The 15,067-nt window shown below is 57.6% G+C and carries 14 protein-coding genes and 2 pseudogenes; 10 read left to right on the top strand and 6 right to left on the bottom strand.

The features are described from left to right. Window positions 1-124 precede the first annotated feature (124 nt). The 7 genes and pseudogenes from FHT87_RS07195 to FHT87_RS07225 all read left to right on the top strand — a co-directional run. Entirely contained in the window at window positions 125-1,090 is a 966-nt protein-coding gene (locus FHT87_RS07195; protein ID WP_183726706.1) for a sugar-binding protein, read from the top strand. 78 nt (window positions 1,091-1,168) lie between these two features. Further along, window positions 1,169-2,710, top strand: a complete 1,542-nt coding sequence (locus tag FHT87_RS07200; protein ID WP_183726708.1) for a sugar ABC transporter ATP-binding protein — start codon at window positions 1,169-1,171, stop codon at window positions 2,708-2,710. A gap of 43 nt (window positions 2,711-2,753) precedes the next feature. After that, complete coding sequence (locus FHT87_RS07205) at window positions 2,754-3,791, top strand: ABC transporter permease (protein WP_183726710.1); 1,038 nt, start codon at window positions 2,754-2,756, stop codon at window positions 3,789-3,791. Window positions 3,792-4,100: 309 nt separating this feature from the next. Further along, on the top strand, window positions 4,101-4,637 hold the full coding sequence (locus FHT87_RS07210; RefSeq protein WP_246699572.1) for a hypothetical protein: 537 nt from the start codon (window positions 4,101-4,103) through the stop codon (window positions 4,635-4,637). A 451-nt stretch (window positions 4,638-5,088) separates the two neighbouring features. After that, complete coding sequence (locus tag FHT87_RS07215; protein ID WP_183800574.1) at window positions 5,089-5,304, top strand: CopG family transcriptional regulator; 216 nt, start codon at window positions 5,089-5,091, stop codon at window positions 5,302-5,304. Then, a complete protein-coding gene (locus FHT87_RS07220; RefSeq protein ID WP_183726713.1) occupies window positions 5,298-5,663 on the top strand; it encodes a type II toxin-antitoxin system VapC family toxin in 366 nt (121 codons plus the stop codon). Before FHT87_RS07215 ends, FHT87_RS07220 begins: the two co-directional genes overlap by 7 nt. 141 nt (window positions 5,664-5,804) lie before the next feature. Beyond that, window positions 5,805-6,095 (top strand): annotated as a pseudogene (locus FHT87_RS07225) (NAD(P)H-dependent oxidoreductase); the annotation flags it as partial. 84 nt (window positions 6,096-6,179) lie between these two features. Here FHT87_RS07225 and FHT87_RS07230 read toward each other — a convergent pair. The 6 genes and pseudogenes from FHT87_RS07230 to FHT87_RS07245 all read right to left on the bottom strand — a co-directional run bounded on the left by FHT87_RS07230 (window position 6,180) and on the right by FHT87_RS07245 (window position 11,736). Beyond that, complete coding sequence (locus FHT87_RS07230) at window positions 6,180-7,943, bottom strand: penicillin-binding protein 2 (protein ID WP_183800577.1); 1,764 nt, start codon at window positions 7,941-7,943, stop codon at window positions 6,180-6,182. Between the two features lie 175 nt (window positions 7,944-8,118). Then, window positions 8,119-8,535 carry a LysR substrate-binding domain-containing protein gene (locus tag FHT87_RS31375; protein WP_348647581.1) on the bottom strand — a complete coding sequence of 139 codons (417 nt, stop codon included), beginning with the start codon at window positions 8,533-8,535 and terminating at the stop codon, window positions 8,119-8,121. After that, the gene (locus FHT87_RS31505) at window positions 8,462-8,917 is read right to left on the bottom strand and encodes a LysR substrate-binding domain-containing protein (RefSeq protein WP_348647575.1); all 456 of its coding nucleotides are present in this window, start codon (window positions 8,915-8,917) and stop codon (window positions 8,462-8,464) included. The genes FHT87_RS31375 and FHT87_RS31505 overlap by 74 nt, the downstream gene beginning before the upstream one ends. Window positions 8,918-8,965: 48 nt before the next feature. Further along, window positions 8,966-9,015: pseudogene (locus FHT87_RS31510) on the bottom strand (hypothetical protein); the annotation flags it as partial. 250 nt (window positions 9,016-9,265) lie between these two features. Then, on the bottom strand, window positions 9,266-10,726 hold the full coding sequence (locus tag FHT87_RS07240) for an amidohydrolase family protein (protein WP_183800580.1): 1,461 nt from the start codon (window positions 10,724-10,726) through the stop codon (window positions 9,266-9,268). 59 nt (window positions 10,727-10,785) lie between these two features. Next, the gene (locus FHT87_RS07245) at window positions 10,786-11,736 is read right to left on the bottom strand and encodes a LysR family transcriptional regulator (protein ID WP_183800583.1); all 951 of its coding nucleotides are present in this window, start codon (window positions 11,734-11,736) and stop codon (window positions 10,786-10,788) included. Window positions 11,737-12,146: 410 nt separating this feature from the next. Here FHT87_RS07245 and FHT87_RS07250 point away from each other — a divergent pair, with 410 nt between their 5' ends. The 3 genes from FHT87_RS07250 (at window position 12,147) to FHT87_RS07260 (ending at window position 15,065) form a co-directional block, all read left to right on the top strand. Then, window positions 12,147-12,797: a TetR/AcrR family transcriptional regulator gene (locus tag FHT87_RS07250; RefSeq protein WP_183726727.1), complete on the top strand. Its 651-nt coding sequence runs from the start codon at window positions 12,147-12,149 to the stop codon at window positions 12,795-12,797. A 237-nt stretch (window positions 12,798-13,034) separates the two neighbouring features. After that, window positions 13,035-13,889 (top strand): 3-keto-5-aminohexanoate cleavage protein, encoded by an 855-nt coding sequence (locus tag FHT87_RS07255; protein WP_183800586.1) that lies wholly within the window; start codon window positions 13,035-13,037, stop codon window positions 13,887-13,889. Between the two features lie 33 nt (window positions 13,890-13,922). Further along, window positions 13,923-15,065 carry an alpha/beta hydrolase gene (locus FHT87_RS07260; protein WP_210277789.1) on the top strand — a complete coding sequence of 381 codons (1,143 nt, stop codon included), beginning with the start codon at window positions 13,923-13,925 and terminating at the stop codon, window positions 15,063-15,065. Window positions 15,066-15,067 lie beyond the last annotated feature (2 nt).

The following is a 15,067-nucleotide window of genomic DNA, read 5'->3' on the forward strand; positions in this document are numbered from 1 at the left end:
TACCGTCGTGGTACGATCGGCACATATGCCACACGTCGCTTCGCGACGGACCTTGGAGGGGGCGCATCGGCCGGCCGTAAGTCGCGAACGGGCCCTCGCAACCGCGGCCCTTGGGAGGAGTATTATGAAACAGCTGAAACGGAAAAATGCAGCCTTGTTTTTCGCCGCGTTGATGCTGAGTACGGCGCCGATGGCTGTATCACATGCCGCCGACAAGCCGACACTCGCATTCGTCGTCAATGGAGCATCCGACTTCTGGAAAGCCGCCGAGGCGGGGGTGAAGAAGGCCCAGGGCGAGATGCCGGACTACAACATGGAGCTGAAATATCCTGAGCAGGCGGCCGTCGCCATTCAGCAGCGTCTCATGGAAGATCTCGTCAGCGCCGGCGTCAAGGGGATCATGGTCTCCGCAGTCGATCCCAAGACCCAGACGGATGGCCTCAACAAGATCGGCTCGCAGACGGCTCTCTTCACCACCGACAGCGACGCGCCGAAGACCAACCGCGTCGCCTATATCGGTTCTTCGAACGTCGACGCCGGCAAACAGGCCGCCGAAATCGCCAAGAAGGCGATGCCGGACGGCGGAAAGTGCATGGGCTTCGTCGGTCTGCTGGGCGCCGATAACGCCCGCGAACGCATCGAAGGGATGAAGGAAGGGCTCAAGGGTACCAAGATCGAGCTGGTCGATGTCCGCGGTGACGATATCGACCAGACGCGCGCCAAGAAGAACGTGGAGGATGCGTTGGTGGCCAGCCCCGACTTGACCTGCATGGTCGGCTTCTACTCCTACAACACGCCGCGTATCTATGAGGCGCTGCGTGACGCGGGCAAACTCGGCCAGATCACCGTCGTCGGCTTTGATGACGATCCGATCACGCTCGGCGGCGTCAAGGAAGGTACGATCGCGGCAACCGTCGTGCAGCAGCCGTTCGAATGGGCCTATCAGGGCATGAAATTGATGGCCGCCTACCTCAAGGGTGACAAGTCCGGCATTCCCGCCGACGGCTTGATCATCATTCCGACGGTGATCATCGGCAAGGATGACGTTGACAAGTATGCTGCCAACCTGAAGGCCATGGCTGGAAAATAACCTCTTTCGCGGCGGCGGTACTCATCGCCGCCGCGAAAGGCATTTCGTGCCGCCAGCATCAGCAGCCATGGACAGCCGATGAACCATAGTTCCGATATTCCGCCACCGGGCGCGCCCGGAACGCCATTCCTGTCGCTTTCCGGCGTTGGCAAGACCTATCCAGGTGTCGTTGCGCTCGAGGGCCTGTCAATGGACATCATGCCAGGCGAGGTCATCGGCCTTGTCGGCGAAAACGGGGCCGGAAAATCGACACTGATGAAGATTCTCGGCGGTGTGATCGCACCGGATCGGGGCACGATCCTGCTCGACGGGACAGAACTTCGTTTCCTCACTGTGGAATCGAGCATCTCGTCCGGCATCGCCTTCGTGCATCAGGAGCTCAATCTCTTTGAGAATCTCGACGTCGCTGCCAATATCTTCCTAGGGCGCGAACCGCTGAAGGCGGGACCTCTTAAGCTCGTCGATCGCGATCGGCTAAGGGACATGGTGAAGCCGCTCTTGAGGCGCGTGGGCGCGCATTTTTCCGCCGACACACGCGTGGCGTCGCTTTCGCTGGCCGAGCAGCAGATGGTGGAAATCGCCAAGGCGCTGTCCATCAACGCGAGGCTCGTCATCTTCGACGAACCCACGTCCAGCCTGCCGCTGGCTGAAACCGAGCGGTTGCTCAGCATCATCAAATTGCTGAAGGCGGATGGCATCAGTGTTATTTTCATCTCGCATCGGCTCCACGAGGTTGAGCGCGTAGCCGACCGGGTCGTCGTACTCCGTGACGGCGCGCTTGTGGGCACGCTCGCCAAGACGGACATCGGCCACGACCAGATGGTCAAGCTGATGATTGGCCGGATGCTTGCGGCCCGTACTGCAAAGCCGCAGCGCTCACCCGGCTCGATTGCGCTGAAGGTGAGTGCCGTGCGCACCGAGGCCTATCCCGGCCGTCCCGTTGATCTGGAAATCAGGTATGGAGAAATCCTGGGACTTGCGGGCCTCGTCGGGTCCGGCCGTACCGAGCTTGCCAGAGTGCTCTTTGGCATTGATCGCAGTTACGGCGGATCCATCCTGCAGGACGGGCAGAAAATTGCAGTCCGTTCCGCGCGGGACGCCGTTGCTCGCGGCATTTTCCTGGTGCCGGAGGATCGAAAGCGCAACGGCATTCTTCTTGATTTCTCGATCGCCCAGAACATAACCCTTGCCGATCTCCCCATGCTCGCCAGCCGCTTCTTGCTTTCCGCCGAGCGGGAGACGGCGGCGGCCGAAAAACAGCGCGTTCGCCTCGGCATCAAAGCGCCCTCTATTTCGAGCCGAACCGGCACTCTGTCCGGCGGCAACCAGCAGAAGGTGGTACTTGCCAAATGGTTGTCGATGAGCCCGAAGGTGATGATCTTCGACGAGCCGACACGCGGCATCGATATCGGTGCGAAGAACGAGATCTACGGCCTGATGCGGGCGCTTGCCGATGCCGGTGTCGCAATCCTGATGATCTCCAGCGACATGGAAGAGGTGATCGGCGTTTCTGACCGCATTGCCGTCATGCATGAGGGCCAGATCGCCGGCATTCTCGATGAGGACGAATTCAGTCAGGAAAGCGTCCTTTTGCTTGCTGTCGGCAAACGCGTAAAATAGCCGCCGCGGCAACATAATTAGGTATCGGGGGGATGGATCTCGAATGATCAAAAAAGATCTTGGACTGCTGCTTTTGATCGTCGTCGTCGGCATCGTCGTCGCCATCATCAATCCGCGCTTCCTGCTGCCGATCAACCTGGCGAATACCGCCAACCTGATCGGTCTTTTCGGCATCCTGTCGATTGGCCAGGCCTACGTCATCATTACAGGCGGTATCGAACTTTCCGTGGGTTCGCTCGTAGCGCTTCTTGGTGTGCTGTTTGTCGATTTCGTCGCGGTCCAAGATATGTCATGGATGCTGGCGCTGCCACTCATTCTAGTGCTCGGCGCGGCCATAGGTGCCATTCACGGCTGGCTGATCACCCGGCTGAACCTGCAACCCTTCGTCGTCACTCTCTGCGGCCTCCTTATCTATCGCGGGGCGGCGCGCTTCTATACGGCCGACGGAACGGCGGGTTTTGCGTTCGGCCAAAATTTCCCGGATCTTGAGTTCATCACCGCCGGACGGTTCTACGGCGTTCCCAACACCTTCATAGCGCTCGTCATCATTTCCGTGGTCATGTGGGTGGTGCTGCATCGGTCTGTCTTCGGGCGTTACCTTTACGCGATCGGCAAGAACGAGGAGGCGGCCCGATATTCCGGTATCCGCACCGGCCGGATGGTGATGTCGGCCTATGTCATCTGCGGACTGCTTACGGCGCTCGCGGCAATCTATTTCGCCATGTACACACGCTCGATCTCGCCGGCCAGCCATGGCCAGTTCTATGAGCTCTACGCGATCGCCGCTGCCGTACTCGGCGGCTTTTCGCTCCGCGGCGGCGAGGGATCGATCGTTGGCGTCGTGCTCGGGACGGTCCTGCTCCAGGAGTTGCAGAACCTCGTGAATCTGCTCGGCATCCCCTCGTCGCTGAATTTCGCCGTCATGGGTGGCGTGATCCTCATCGGCGTGCTGATCGACCAACAATGGAACGCGATCCGCGCACATCGCCGACTCATCTCCGCCGCCCGGCAGACCGAAGCCCGTGTTCCAGACGAAGGCAAATTGCCGGTGGTTGCCAATCAGGACCAGGTCGGTGGATGAGACCAGTGTATCAGGCTGCCGCTAGCGAATCTTGCGGCCTCTTCCGGCACTGGCGTGCTGGATGTTGGTGCCTTGCTGCTCGCCGATCTCAGCCAGTTCCAATTCGTTTGATCTTCTCGGTATTGAATTTAAATGAGGTTTTTGCCTCGACATATGTATTCGACGGGCGGGCTTCCCGGTCTCGCCGTTGTGTGATGCGTGAGCGAGGCAAGAAATCCAAGTCGCCGTGTGATCAGGTCCGGGATTACGTGGGGCGAGGAGATCGAGGAAGCCTTCAGGTACACATTGGATCCGTCCAATGGCGCAAGCATGCTGCACGTTCCCTTCGCGCAAACGATAGCCGCCTTGTCGTTCGTAGTCGGCGAGGACTTCCGCAGTGTCTCAGGGACTTTGGCCAGCCGTCGCCCGACGATCAGGATAGCAGAGAGCAAGGAAGTCATCCCGTTCAACGTCGCCGACCAGATCGCGTTCAATGGCAAGCTTTCCTCCGGCGCGCTGGTGACGAGCCATTTTCGGGGCGGGCTGTCGCGCGGGACAAATTTCCACCTGGAGATCAACGGCAGCAGGGGCGACTTGGTACTCACGAGCCCAGTGGGCTACGTCGGTCTGGGCGGGTTCAAGCTGGTGGGCGCGCAGGGAGGCGAGACACTTCATCCGATCTCCATCCCGCAGGATTTCGACAGCAACGAGGACGTCCTGACGGGTAACGTCAGGAAGCTCTACGAACTTTTTGCTTCCGACGCGACGTCCGGCACCCGACTTAGCCCGGGATTCCAAGATGCCGTGAAACTGCATCGGCTGATCAATGCGATCGAACGAAGCGGAGGAGTGACCCGCCATGTCTAATAAGATCCGACCGCTCGCGAGGTATGTGTTGATTTGCTGAGAGTTGATGGAGTGGATTCCTCCCGACGGCATTGCAATGTGCCAAAGCGATGATCGCCAGAACGTCACTCAGAGGAGAGCATTCATGAAGTTAGCATTGTCGGTCTGGACTTAGCAAAGCGGGTGTTTCAGGTTCATGCTGCCGGAACCAACGGTGGTGTGATCTTGTACACGAAACTGTCTCGCGGCCATCTGATTTCATTCTTTACAAAACTGCTCAAATGCTCGTCTGGGAAGGCATCCGGGTCAGTGAGCGCTGAGTTCGTAGAGCTGATTATGCACCAGACCCGCGTAGATGCCGAACATCGGTCGTACTCTCCCCGCGCAACAGGCCCCATACACGACCGCGCCCATTGAAGATACTGATCAGCGATGATATACGTTGCCGATATCATATATCGGAGTTCATTACATGAGAACGTTGGTGGACATCGGGGACCCAGAAGTCAAAGCGCTGGACCGGCTGGCACAGCGAGAAAAAATGTCGAGGGCAGCGCTGATCCGAAAGGCGATCAATGACTTCCTGGCTAGGAACAATGCCGATATCGAATCAGAAGCTTTCGGGCTTTGGGGCGATCGAAAGGTGGATGGTCTGACCTATCAAGAAAACATACGCAGCGAATGGTAAAGTCTCTGTTCGATACCAATGTCCTGATTGACTATCTCAACGCAGTTCCGCAAGCGCGAGACGAACTGACAAGATATCAGGAAAAGGCGATTAGCATTATCACCTGGATGGAGGTACTAGTCGGTGCCAAGCCTGAGGTGGCAATCGGAACGCGCGCTTTCCTGGCTGGCTTTGCGGTCATCGCTGTCGATGACGCCATAGCCGAACGAGCAGCATCTCTGCGACAACTTCATCGTATCAAGCTTTCAGATGCCATCATCTGGGCAACGGCCAATATTCACTCGATGTTGCTTATCACTCGAAACACAAAGGATTTCCCTCGCGAAATGCCGGACATACGTGTGCCTTACGAAATCTAACCGCAATGATGCGCCTTGCCAGCGCGGTAGTAGGCGAGCCCCATCACGTAGCAGCGGTTCGATTCCCTTCAAGGCGGGCATCTCGACAGCGGCGCTATACTATATTCGAGAAGTTAGTATAGCTAGAATCACGGTGGCTAGGGCAGCTATCCCGGCCTTTTCAAGCACCTGATCGATCTTCTCGATCCTCATGAACTGAAATCGAAACCGGTTATCATCGCTGCGACCGGAGAGGGGGAGCGGCACGCGCTCATGGTCGAACATCAACTTCGCCCTCTCTTTGGTTTCTTCATGGTTCATACCCTTCCGACGGCGATCTATGCCTCGGATCGAGATTTCACGGATTATCAGGTCTCCTCAGGACAACTGGCCAGTCGAATCAATTCGGTTGTGAGCGAACTGGCAGCCTTTTTCCCCACGCGGCGGCGCTAGCTCTGCACGAAGACAGAGGCTTGATGCGCCTGACGAAATTGAAGGGCGCTTCTCGTCTGTGCAAACGGCGGATTAAAGGCAACCTTAAAAGCCCTCTATCGTATAGGGAGCATCCCTCAAACCGAAATGAGGCTGAACGCCGAGCAGCGGGGCTATGCGACCGATGATCTCTTTGACCATCGGTGCGGCAGTAGAAGCGGCTGTTCGACCACCGTGCTCGCCTGTCGTCGGCGCATCGATAATCGAAAGAACCATATATTTCGGCTTGTCCATCGGGAAGGCTGCGACGAAGGCGTTGAAATTCAGGTCACTGGCATAGCGTCCGTTGACGACCTTATCGGCGGTGCCGGTCTTGCCGCCGACATTGAAACCCTCGACCTGGGCGGCACGGCCGGATCCCTTCAGCCCGTTCCAGCTAAAGAGGGTGCGCATATCCGCGCTCGTACTCGGTTTGACGACTGATTTCGAGAGCATTGCTGCCTCATTCGGCGATCGCGGCAGGAAAGTCGGCGGTAGAAGGTTGCCGCCGTTGATAAGCGCTGCGGCCGCTGATGCGGTCTGCAGTGGAGTCGTCGCCACGCCGTGACCAAAGGAAATCGTGACCGAATTGATCTTCTTCCAGGTGCGCGGCTGGGTCGGCGTGGCGACGCCCGGCATTTCCGTCTCCGTTTTCGACAGAAGGCCGAGCTTGGTCAGGAACTCTTGATGACCCTCGATACCGACCATGTCCGCGACGGCTGCGGTCCCGATATTCGACGAATACTGGAAGACCTCCCGGATCGTCAAAGGCCTGTTCTTGCCCTTGAAATCCTTGATCGTGAAACCGCCCATGCGGATCGGACGAGATGCATCGACGACCGAGTTTAAGGTGATCTTCTCGGCATCCAGGCCCATGGCCAGTGTGAAGCTCTTGAAGGTGGAACCCATCTCGAAGGTGGCGTTGCTGATCCGGTTGAACCAGCCCTTCTCGTACTCCTTGTCCACGCTGCCGTCAGCCAATATGCGCGACGGTTCGTTAGGGTCGTAATCAGGGACGGAAGCCATCGCCAGGACTTCGCCGGTTTCGACGTCGAGAACGACGGCGCCGGCGGCCTCCGCCTCATAGGCGCTGATCGCCTTGGCCGCGACCTCGCGCGCAATATTCTGCACGCGGATATCGATCGAAAGCTTGACGGGCTCGAGCGAGATACCCGACGTCATGCCGATGGCCCTCAGGTCCGCGAGACCTTGCTGGTCGAGATAGCGCTCCATGCCGGCAAGGCCGAGATTATCGACATTCACGTGACCGACGATATGTGCAGCCGACCGACCACCGGGATAGAAGCGGCGTTTTTCCGGCCTGAAGCCTAGACCGGGAAGACCGAGGGCCAGGATGTCGGCCTGCTGCTTGGGTGTCAATTGCCGTCGCAACCACTGGAAGCCGCTGTCCACCCTCAGCTTCCGGTGTGTATCCCTCCAGTCGAGGTTCGGTAGGATGGCGGCGAGCTTCTCCACCACCTCGTCGGCGTCGACGATGCGGCGGGGATCGGCATAGAGGGACACCATGTTGAGATCGGTAGCCAGGAGCTGGCCGTTACGGTCGACGATGTCAGGCCGGGAGGCGACCACATTCGGGTTTCCAAGCGAGGCGGTGATCTGCTCCTCGGCAAGCCCGTATTGGACGAGGCGCCCACCGATTAGCAAGAATCCGCCGACGAAGATGCCAATCACGACTCCCAGACGTTGCCTAGCCTGGTTTCCGCGCTTCTTTTTCATGCCGATAATTCGGTCCGGAAAGCCGCTTGCTTGGCGGGTGATCAGGATATGCGACCGACTTTTGACCTTTAGAATGCGGGAAATGAGACTCATCGAGTTGATCCACAGGTGACGGCTGAAGTCGAAGAAACGCCACCGAAATCGCGAAGCGGTTTCGGGCTGTCTCTCCTGGGGCAACTGATGACTAGAAAGGCACTTAATCCGTTAGGAGATCGTTAACGCCCTGTGTTTCCAGATCGTCCCCACTAATCGAACTGTGTGAGAAACCTCACTTACGGACCACATTCGCGGGGACGATTCGACTACCTTCCGCTCCCAGGAACGCAGATGTCAATTGCTCTACTACAATGCTCAGGCGCGCGCTTAAGGATCGATCCTTCTGCCAGAATACCACAGTGGTAAGTCGCGCCGGGCTCAACCGCCGGAAATCAACATTGAAGTGACGATATTCCTTTGCGAGGATCTCGTTTGTGATCGACACGCCCACGCCTGCCGCGACAAAGCCTGCGTCATGCCCGTGCGCATCATACTCGACAGCGATGTCTGGATGGATGCCCATATATCGCGTGGCGTTCACATTCATCTGATGGGATGCGAACTGCGGGTCGATGTCAATCAGTGCCTCTCCGACAAGATCCTCGGGCGTGATGACGTCCTTCTCTGCGAAACGATGAGCCTTTGGAATATATTGACGGCGTCCCGACCGGCCGCCACTCGAAGATTCTTTCGTCCAGCCGCAGCCGCGAGATCCCTATGTCGGCCTTGCCGTGAAGGATGTAATCCCCGATTTCCTGATAACTGCCCGTCCTGAGCTTTATGGAATAGGACCGTTTGAGTTCCCGGATCCTACCGACGACCTCCGGGATCAGCTTCAACGAAAAAACCGCCGGCGCTGCGATGCTGACAACACGCGTGTCGCTGCTCTTCAGGAAAGCGATGGACTTGCCGATCTGATCAAATCCGGCGAAGGCAAGGTCAATACTTTGTAAAAGTTCCCAGGCCGCATCTGTCGGCACAAGCCGATTGGTCTCGTGCTTAAACAGTGTGAGGCCAATTGCAGCTTCCAACTGCTCACATTTTGGCTGACTGCCGGTTGGCTGATGCGCAAAGCCCGGGCCGCCTGCCGCTCGGAGCCGTTCCGCAATACCTCCCTGAGGACCTGCAACTGCCGGATGGTAGCGTCAGAAGCACTGATAATCGACCGGCATCTACACCTGGGATGCCGAACGGATTTCGATCGCTGCGCCTGCCAGCTGGGCTACGGCGGGTCGAGCAAGTTCTCGCTCCGTTCGCCCTTAGCGTACGAATTCGCACTCCTCTTGTCCGCCCCCCTGCTTCAGGATGAACGCCTTCTGCGCGTCCAAAAAATGCGATGCCTTCATCGCGCTTGCACGACCGCTGCAGGCCCTTACACATCAAAGAGAAGTATCAAGAACTGGCAAGTTTGCCCGTTTGCGGATTGCCTCTTGAGCCCGCGCCGCTTTCTCTACGACGCCGTCGATATCGACCCCCGTCAGCTTGCCGTTGCGCTTCCGGATTACACCATCAATAATCACCGTATCGACATTTACCGGATCAGCATGCTGAACAATCTGGAAAGCTGGATTGGTGTTGGCGGCCGGCAACATGTTGGCTTGATCGGTACGCACGAGAATAACGTCTGCTCTTTTGCCAGGCGTCAGCGATCCAACGTGATCGGACAGACCAAGTACGTGCGCACCGCTCAATGTGCCCACGCGGATGGCATCGCGGTAGCTGAAAACCCATTTCAAGCCCTTCTGGGCAATTCCAATCAGGTCTCCGGTGAGTTTGTTGGCCTCCACCTGCTGTATGCGGCCGGAATTAACAAGAGTTCTGAGGCTTGCGAAGGGATCGACGGGAGACTGGCAGGAAACATCGATGCTGAAACTGATATTATCCAGTGGAACACCGCCCTTTATCAGGTCATAGACCGGCGGCAACCCGTTCCCGATCATCGGATCCGTTCCGGGGCACAGAGCAATGCCCAGTTTCTTTCTGGCGATCATGGTGACGGCCTCCGGCGCGATACCGGCGCCGTGGGTAAAGATAAATTCAGGCCCGATGAGATCGGGAAAGGCCATGAAGCTTCCATGGTCGGTAATTGGTCGCAGTCCCAGCTTGCGGGCCACCTGAACCTGGGGAGCAAAATGCTCGCCTGCCCCATCCAGTGTCATGCCAAGGCCAAGCCGTCCATTGCCATTGGCGGCAATCCAGTCCAGTGCGCGCTGAAGATCGGCCGACGGTGTCGGCACATTGCGAATGACGCCGGAATAACTCAATTTGGCGCGAATTCCGACCTCGGCCAAGGCAGACAGTTCCGCCTGAACGTCATCGTAGTTCCGCAGACCGTGCGCCCAGTTATGGCAGGTAGTAATACCAGCGTTAATCCCCTCCAGCGCAGCATATTGAACGGCTGTGTGGTGGTCCTCGACGCTGTAATAGGGCAGTAGATCGTGGCGGGTGAAGTATTCCGTGGCGTCGTTAACCATTCCACGCCAGATGCTGTTCCACATATGCCAGTGAGTGTCTACAAAACCCGGCAGGACAACCATGTTGGAAGCATCGATAATTTCTGCGTTCGGTGCATGTATTTGCGCCGCAACAGCGACGATTTCGCCGTCCTTGATATGCACGTCGCCCGCAATGAGATCCGCCATCACCGGATCGACCGGCATGACGTAACCTCCACGGATCAGGATTTCGCGTGGCGATCCTTTCGGCCCGGTCTGATCTGCCGCGACTGCCGGCTTTGTCAGGCCAGTGGCAATAAAGGGACCCAGAAGGCCGGCGCCCAAAGCAACCATGGTGTGTCGGCGAGTGAGATTCAGTTCAAGTCCCTTGCAGTTTTCGCACATGGCTACTTTCTCCGGCAGATGGCTTCAGAGGAAGAAGTAGCAGCGGGCAGCAGTGGCGCTCAAATCGTTTGCGGCGCGAGATGGTATAAGCGGGATTTATACTGCCGGTTCATGGCTTCCAAATAATGCTTTATGTTGGTGCGCAGCCAGGTCAGGCCGGGATCGCGATTGGCACGCGCATGCCATTGCATCACGAGGCGGACTGGGGGGATCGCCAGCGGAGGTTCAAGCAGCTTGAGGTCTGTAAACGACGTGTACAGTTCGGCGGTCATGCCGGGAAATGTCGCCAGGCGCCTGGTGCCGGCGAGGAAAAACGGCACGAGGGAAAAATGGTCCAGCTTCACAGTTATCCGCCGGGTAATCCCATGACGTGAAAACAGATGGTCCGGCAAATAGGGTCTTTGCAACGGACCGATAAAGACCTCTACATGGTCCGCGGCGGCATATTGCGCCAGGGTCAGGGCGTCAGCGTCAAAGCACTTGCCACAGGCAATGACGCAGTGTTCTTCCTCAAGAACCAGTTCCCTTGGGTGATCTGGGGAACAATGAACTTCGGGAGCTATGATCAGATCAACATGGCCCGCCTCCAGCTTCTCAACAAGGTCGCCATGCGGAGTTGCGATCTCCATGCGCAGCTTGGGCGCCATTTCTGAGATTTTTTGTAACGGATTTGCCAGGACCCCGGCCACAACCGTATCGGCAGCCAAAAGACTAAAATCGCGGTCGTCTGAACTCGGATCGAAGGCGGGCTGCGTAATGATCGTGCGATCAATGGTTCTGAGCGTGTCGAAGACGGGCGCCGCCAGTGTCTCAGCCAGCGGGGAAAGAACGGATTTGCCATGGCGGCTAATCAGGAGGGGATCGCCGAAATATTGCCTGAGACGCGCCAGCGCGGAACTCATGGCCGGTTGGGTGATATTTACCGCATTCGCCGCCCGGGAAACATTCCGAGTCCGAAGCAGGGCGTCCAGAGCCACCAGAAGATTGAGGTCGAGTCCCCGATATCTCATCGATTAACGCCTCGCTTGGTCAATGTCTATTGTCGAATTCGTCTACATTACATCAGCAATGCGTACGGTTGATAGGGCGGCTCCAGTGTCGAACTCGTTGCCGGCCCGGCGTGCCTTAAGGTTGATCGCTCCCGATAAAGTCACTGCGCGCCGATTTGGCTGTTGGTGTGCCGCGATCCCAAAGCCGCTTTTTTACGGCATGTAACGCATCGGTTCGCATCCTTCCCGTGTAGTGGCTTTGCCTCGTTACCATAGGCGACGTCGGCACTTTGGTAACTTGATCATTGCGGCTGCGGTCAGGTAACCTCATCGAGCTGTCAACGGCCGCCGCGTCATCAATGCATGTTTGAGACAAGTAGCCCACGACATACGACCTAAGCGGGAATGTTAAAGGACAGGATTTGGGCTCGATGAAGCGCGAGAGCGTGCGGGAGAAGAACAAGGAAGACAAGCTGCTCCGCATCAAGAGTGCCGCGTTCGACCTGTTTCTTTCCAAGGGGTTCGACGACACGACGACGCGCGAGATTGCCGCCGCGGCAGGCGTGGGCATGGGCACTGTCTTCGTCTATGCCGAGACAAAGCGTGACCTTTTGTTTCTTATCGTCAATGACGGTCTTGAGCAGTGCATCGAGGATGCCCGGGTCATGATTCGCCCGGACCAATCTTTGCTCGCCAATTTGCTGGTCATTCTAAAGCGTCATTACCAATATTTCGCGGAAAATCCTACCTTGTCGCGGGCGGCCTTGCGGGAGATGTATTTCTATCAGTCCGGCACGCAGGCAGAGCGTTTCAACCGCACCCGTCATGCATTACGCCATCTGCTGATCCACCTCGTCGAGGACGCGCTCAAGTCAGGCGTTATCCAAGCCGATGAAACGCCGGAGATCATCGCCCAGACCATCTTCGCGATTTATCAGGTTGATCTCCGTCTTTGGCTCTCAGATTCGGACCTCAATCTGAAGCAGGGAACCGAGAGGCTAAGGCGACAGATCGAAATCGTCATGAAGGGCCTGTCTCCCCATTCGTCCGCCTTGGAGCTTGAAAGCCTGACTGTCAGCTGATCATGGCAGACTGGGGATAATGTCGCCCATCAGCCATACATCCCCTTCAAGTACGCTTCTTTCTTCAATGGGGCCTCAAGATAAAAAATGAGCATGATCAAATTGACAGCTAGCGAGCTTTGTGCGAATTTTGATCATGCTCAAAAATTCGGTGGAGGCCGGAGATTTGAGGAGCCGGAAGCGTGTTCCGGCTTCAGGCCACGCTAACAAGGCGTGGGCATAAGGAGGATTGCTGTCATGCAGGATTTAGCGGCCCCGGCTGATTGCCGGCGCGGCATTGCGCTTGCCATTGCGCCAAATGGTGGACGACGCACAAAAGCGGATCATCCAGCATTGCCGATTGGGCCGTCCGAACTTGCGGAATGCGCACAGGCGTGCCTGGAGGCCGGTGCCAGCATGATTCATGTTCATGTGCGGGATGACGCAGGTCAGCATTGTCTGGAAATCGATCGTTATCAGGCCACCGAACAGGCGATCCGTCAGCGGGTTGGCGAGCAGTTGATCGTGCAGGTCACGACAGAAGCTCTTGGCCGGTATACACCGCAGCAACAGAGCGATCTCGTGCGTGTGTTACGGCCGCAAGCCTGTTCAATGGCTTTACGGGAAATCGCACCTGATGTTCCGCACGAAGTCGCTTTTGCCTCTCTTCTTGAATGGATGCGCAGGGAGCGGATCTTTCCGCAAATCATTCTTTACGATGCCGTTGATGTGGCGCGCTTGCAGGACATGCGACTGCGGGGAGTCATACCGGCGGATGATATTCCGGTCCTTTTCGTACTTGGCCGTTATACGGCAAGCCAGCAGTCACACCCGGCAGACCTGGACGAGTTTCTCGGCGTAACGCGGCAAGCTCCGTTCTCGCATTGGACCGTCTGCGCCTTTGGGCGAGATGAAGCCGCCTGTGCCGTGACGGCAGCGCTTCGGGGCGGACATGCGCGCCTTGGCTTCGAAAACAACCTCTTTCTCCCCGATGGCACGGTGGCTTCAGACAATGCGGCGCTCGTTGCGCCGGTTGCGAACGCTCTTCGTGGCTTGGGACGATCCCTTGAAACCGCGGAATCTCAACGGGCCTCACTGGAAGCCATCTGGTGACGGCGCCTGACGACAAAACCTTGGAGAATGCTGATGTCGAACATAGCACAGGCTACCGGCGAACTGATCGGGCCGCGCTCACTGGAAAACGCAAAGGCTTGGATGCGTGATCGGCTTGCCAAGCGCATTCATCCGTTTGGCCTGACCGATCCGCAGGCAACGCTGGAAACGATCGAGGCGCTGACCGGGCTGGATGGTAAGCGCTGGGCACAGGCCTGGATTGCAACAGGCCACCGTTTCATAATGACAGCCGATGGCCATATGGCCGCCGGTGATGTTTCAGCCGCGCGGGACGCCTATTATCAGGCCTATGGCTTTTACTTTCTGGGCCGTTTTCCCTGTCCGAACCATCCCGCCAAGGAAGAAAGCTACCGGCTGGAGTTGGAGGCTTACGCAAAATTCGGAGCGCTGGCGGAGCCGCCCATTGTGCCGGTGAGCCTGCCTTTCGAGGCTGAAGGTGCCCTTTCCGATCATATCCGTTTTTACCTGCGCAAGCCTGCGGGCGTTGAGAAGCCGCCCGTTCTGATCATGTGGGGCGGTGTCGATGCCTGGAAGGAGGAAATGACCGGGCTTTCCAATGCTCTCATTGCCCAGGGCATCGCCACGATTGCCATGGATAATGTCGGCACGGGAGAATCTCCCCTCAAGGCACGGCAGAATGGCGAAATCCAGTTTTTGCCGGTCATCGAATGGGTGATGACGTCCGAAGAACTGGATGGCAGCCGTATCGGCCTGATTGGCCGCTCCTTCGGTGGTCACTGGGCGACGAAACTTGCCCATCTGAAGCCCGAAATTCTGCGGTGTGCCGTCAATTGGGGTGGCGGCGTGCATTACATGTTTCAGCCGGAATGGGTGGAAGCCTCGCGTTATCCCGACAGCTACCTGATGGAGCTTGTGGAGACCCGAAGCCGGATGCTGGGTGCTCGAAACGACGCCGAATACATCGAAGGCTTCAGGGTTCTTTCCCTTCTTGACCAGGGGCTTCTGTCGCGTCCCTCCACGCCTCTGCTGCTGGTGAACGGCAAGGAGGACAAGCAGTGCCCGATTGCCGACATTCATCTGCTTCTCGAACACGGAAGCCCCAAGTCCGTCCGGTTGTTTCCGGGCGGCCACATGGGCTTTGGCCCGCACACCGTTCCCACGATCGTCTCGTGGGTGCGCAACCACCTCATTTAACA

Origin of the sequence: Rhizobium sp. BK316, assembly GCF_014193695.1 — a bacterium.
Lineage (GTDB): Bacteria > Pseudomonadota > Alphaproteobacteria > Rhizobiales > Rhizobiaceae > Rhizobium.

What these genes read in the sequence shown, in the direction of transcription:
- FHT87_RS07195 (WP_183726706.1), top strand. Translation starts at nt 125, where the DNA reads ATGAAACAGCTGAAACGGAAAAATGCAGCCTTGTTTTTCGCCGCGTTG.
- FHT87_RS07200 (WP_183726708.1), top strand. Translation starts at nt 1,169, where the DNA reads ATGAACCATAGTTCCGATATTCCGCCACCGGGCGCGCCCGGAACGCCA.
- FHT87_RS07205 (WP_183726710.1), top strand. Translation starts at nt 2,754, where the DNA reads ATGATCAAAAAAGATCTTGGACTGCTGCTTTTGATCGTCGTCGTCGGC.
- FHT87_RS07210 (WP_246699572.1), top strand. Translation starts at nt 4,101, where the DNA reads ATGCTGCACGTTCCCTTCGCGCAAACGATAGCCGCCTTGTCGTTCGTA.
- FHT87_RS07215 (WP_183800574.1), top strand. Translation starts at nt 5,089, where the DNA reads ATGAGAACGTTGGTGGACATCGGGGACCCAGAAGTCAAAGCGCTGGAC.
- FHT87_RS07220 (WP_183726713.1), top strand. Translation starts at nt 5,298, where the DNA reads ATGGTAAAGTCTCTGTTCGATACCAATGTCCTGATTGACTATCTCAAC.
- FHT87_RS07230 (WP_183800577.1), bottom strand. Translation starts at nt 7,943, where the DNA reads ATGAGTCTCATTTCCCGCATTCTAAAGGTCAAAAGTCGGTCGCATATC.
- FHT87_RS07240 (WP_183800580.1), bottom strand. Translation starts at nt 10,726, where the DNA reads ATGTGCGAAAACTGCAAGGGACTTGAACTGAATCTCACTCGCCGACAC.
- FHT87_RS07245 (WP_183800583.1), bottom strand. Translation starts at nt 11,736, where the DNA reads ATGAGATATCGGGGACTCGACCTCAATCTTCTGGTGGCTCTGGACGCC.
- FHT87_RS07250 (WP_183726727.1), top strand. Translation starts at nt 12,147, where the DNA reads ATGAAGCGCGAGAGCGTGCGGGAGAAGAACAAGGAAGACAAGCTGCTC.
- FHT87_RS07255 (WP_183800586.1), top strand. Translation starts at nt 13,035, where the DNA reads ATGCAGGATTTAGCGGCCCCGGCTGATTGCCGGCGCGGCATTGCGCTT.
- FHT87_RS07260 (WP_210277789.1), top strand. Translation starts at nt 13,923, where the DNA reads ATGTCGAACATAGCACAGGCTACCGGCGAACTGATCGGGCCGCGCTCA.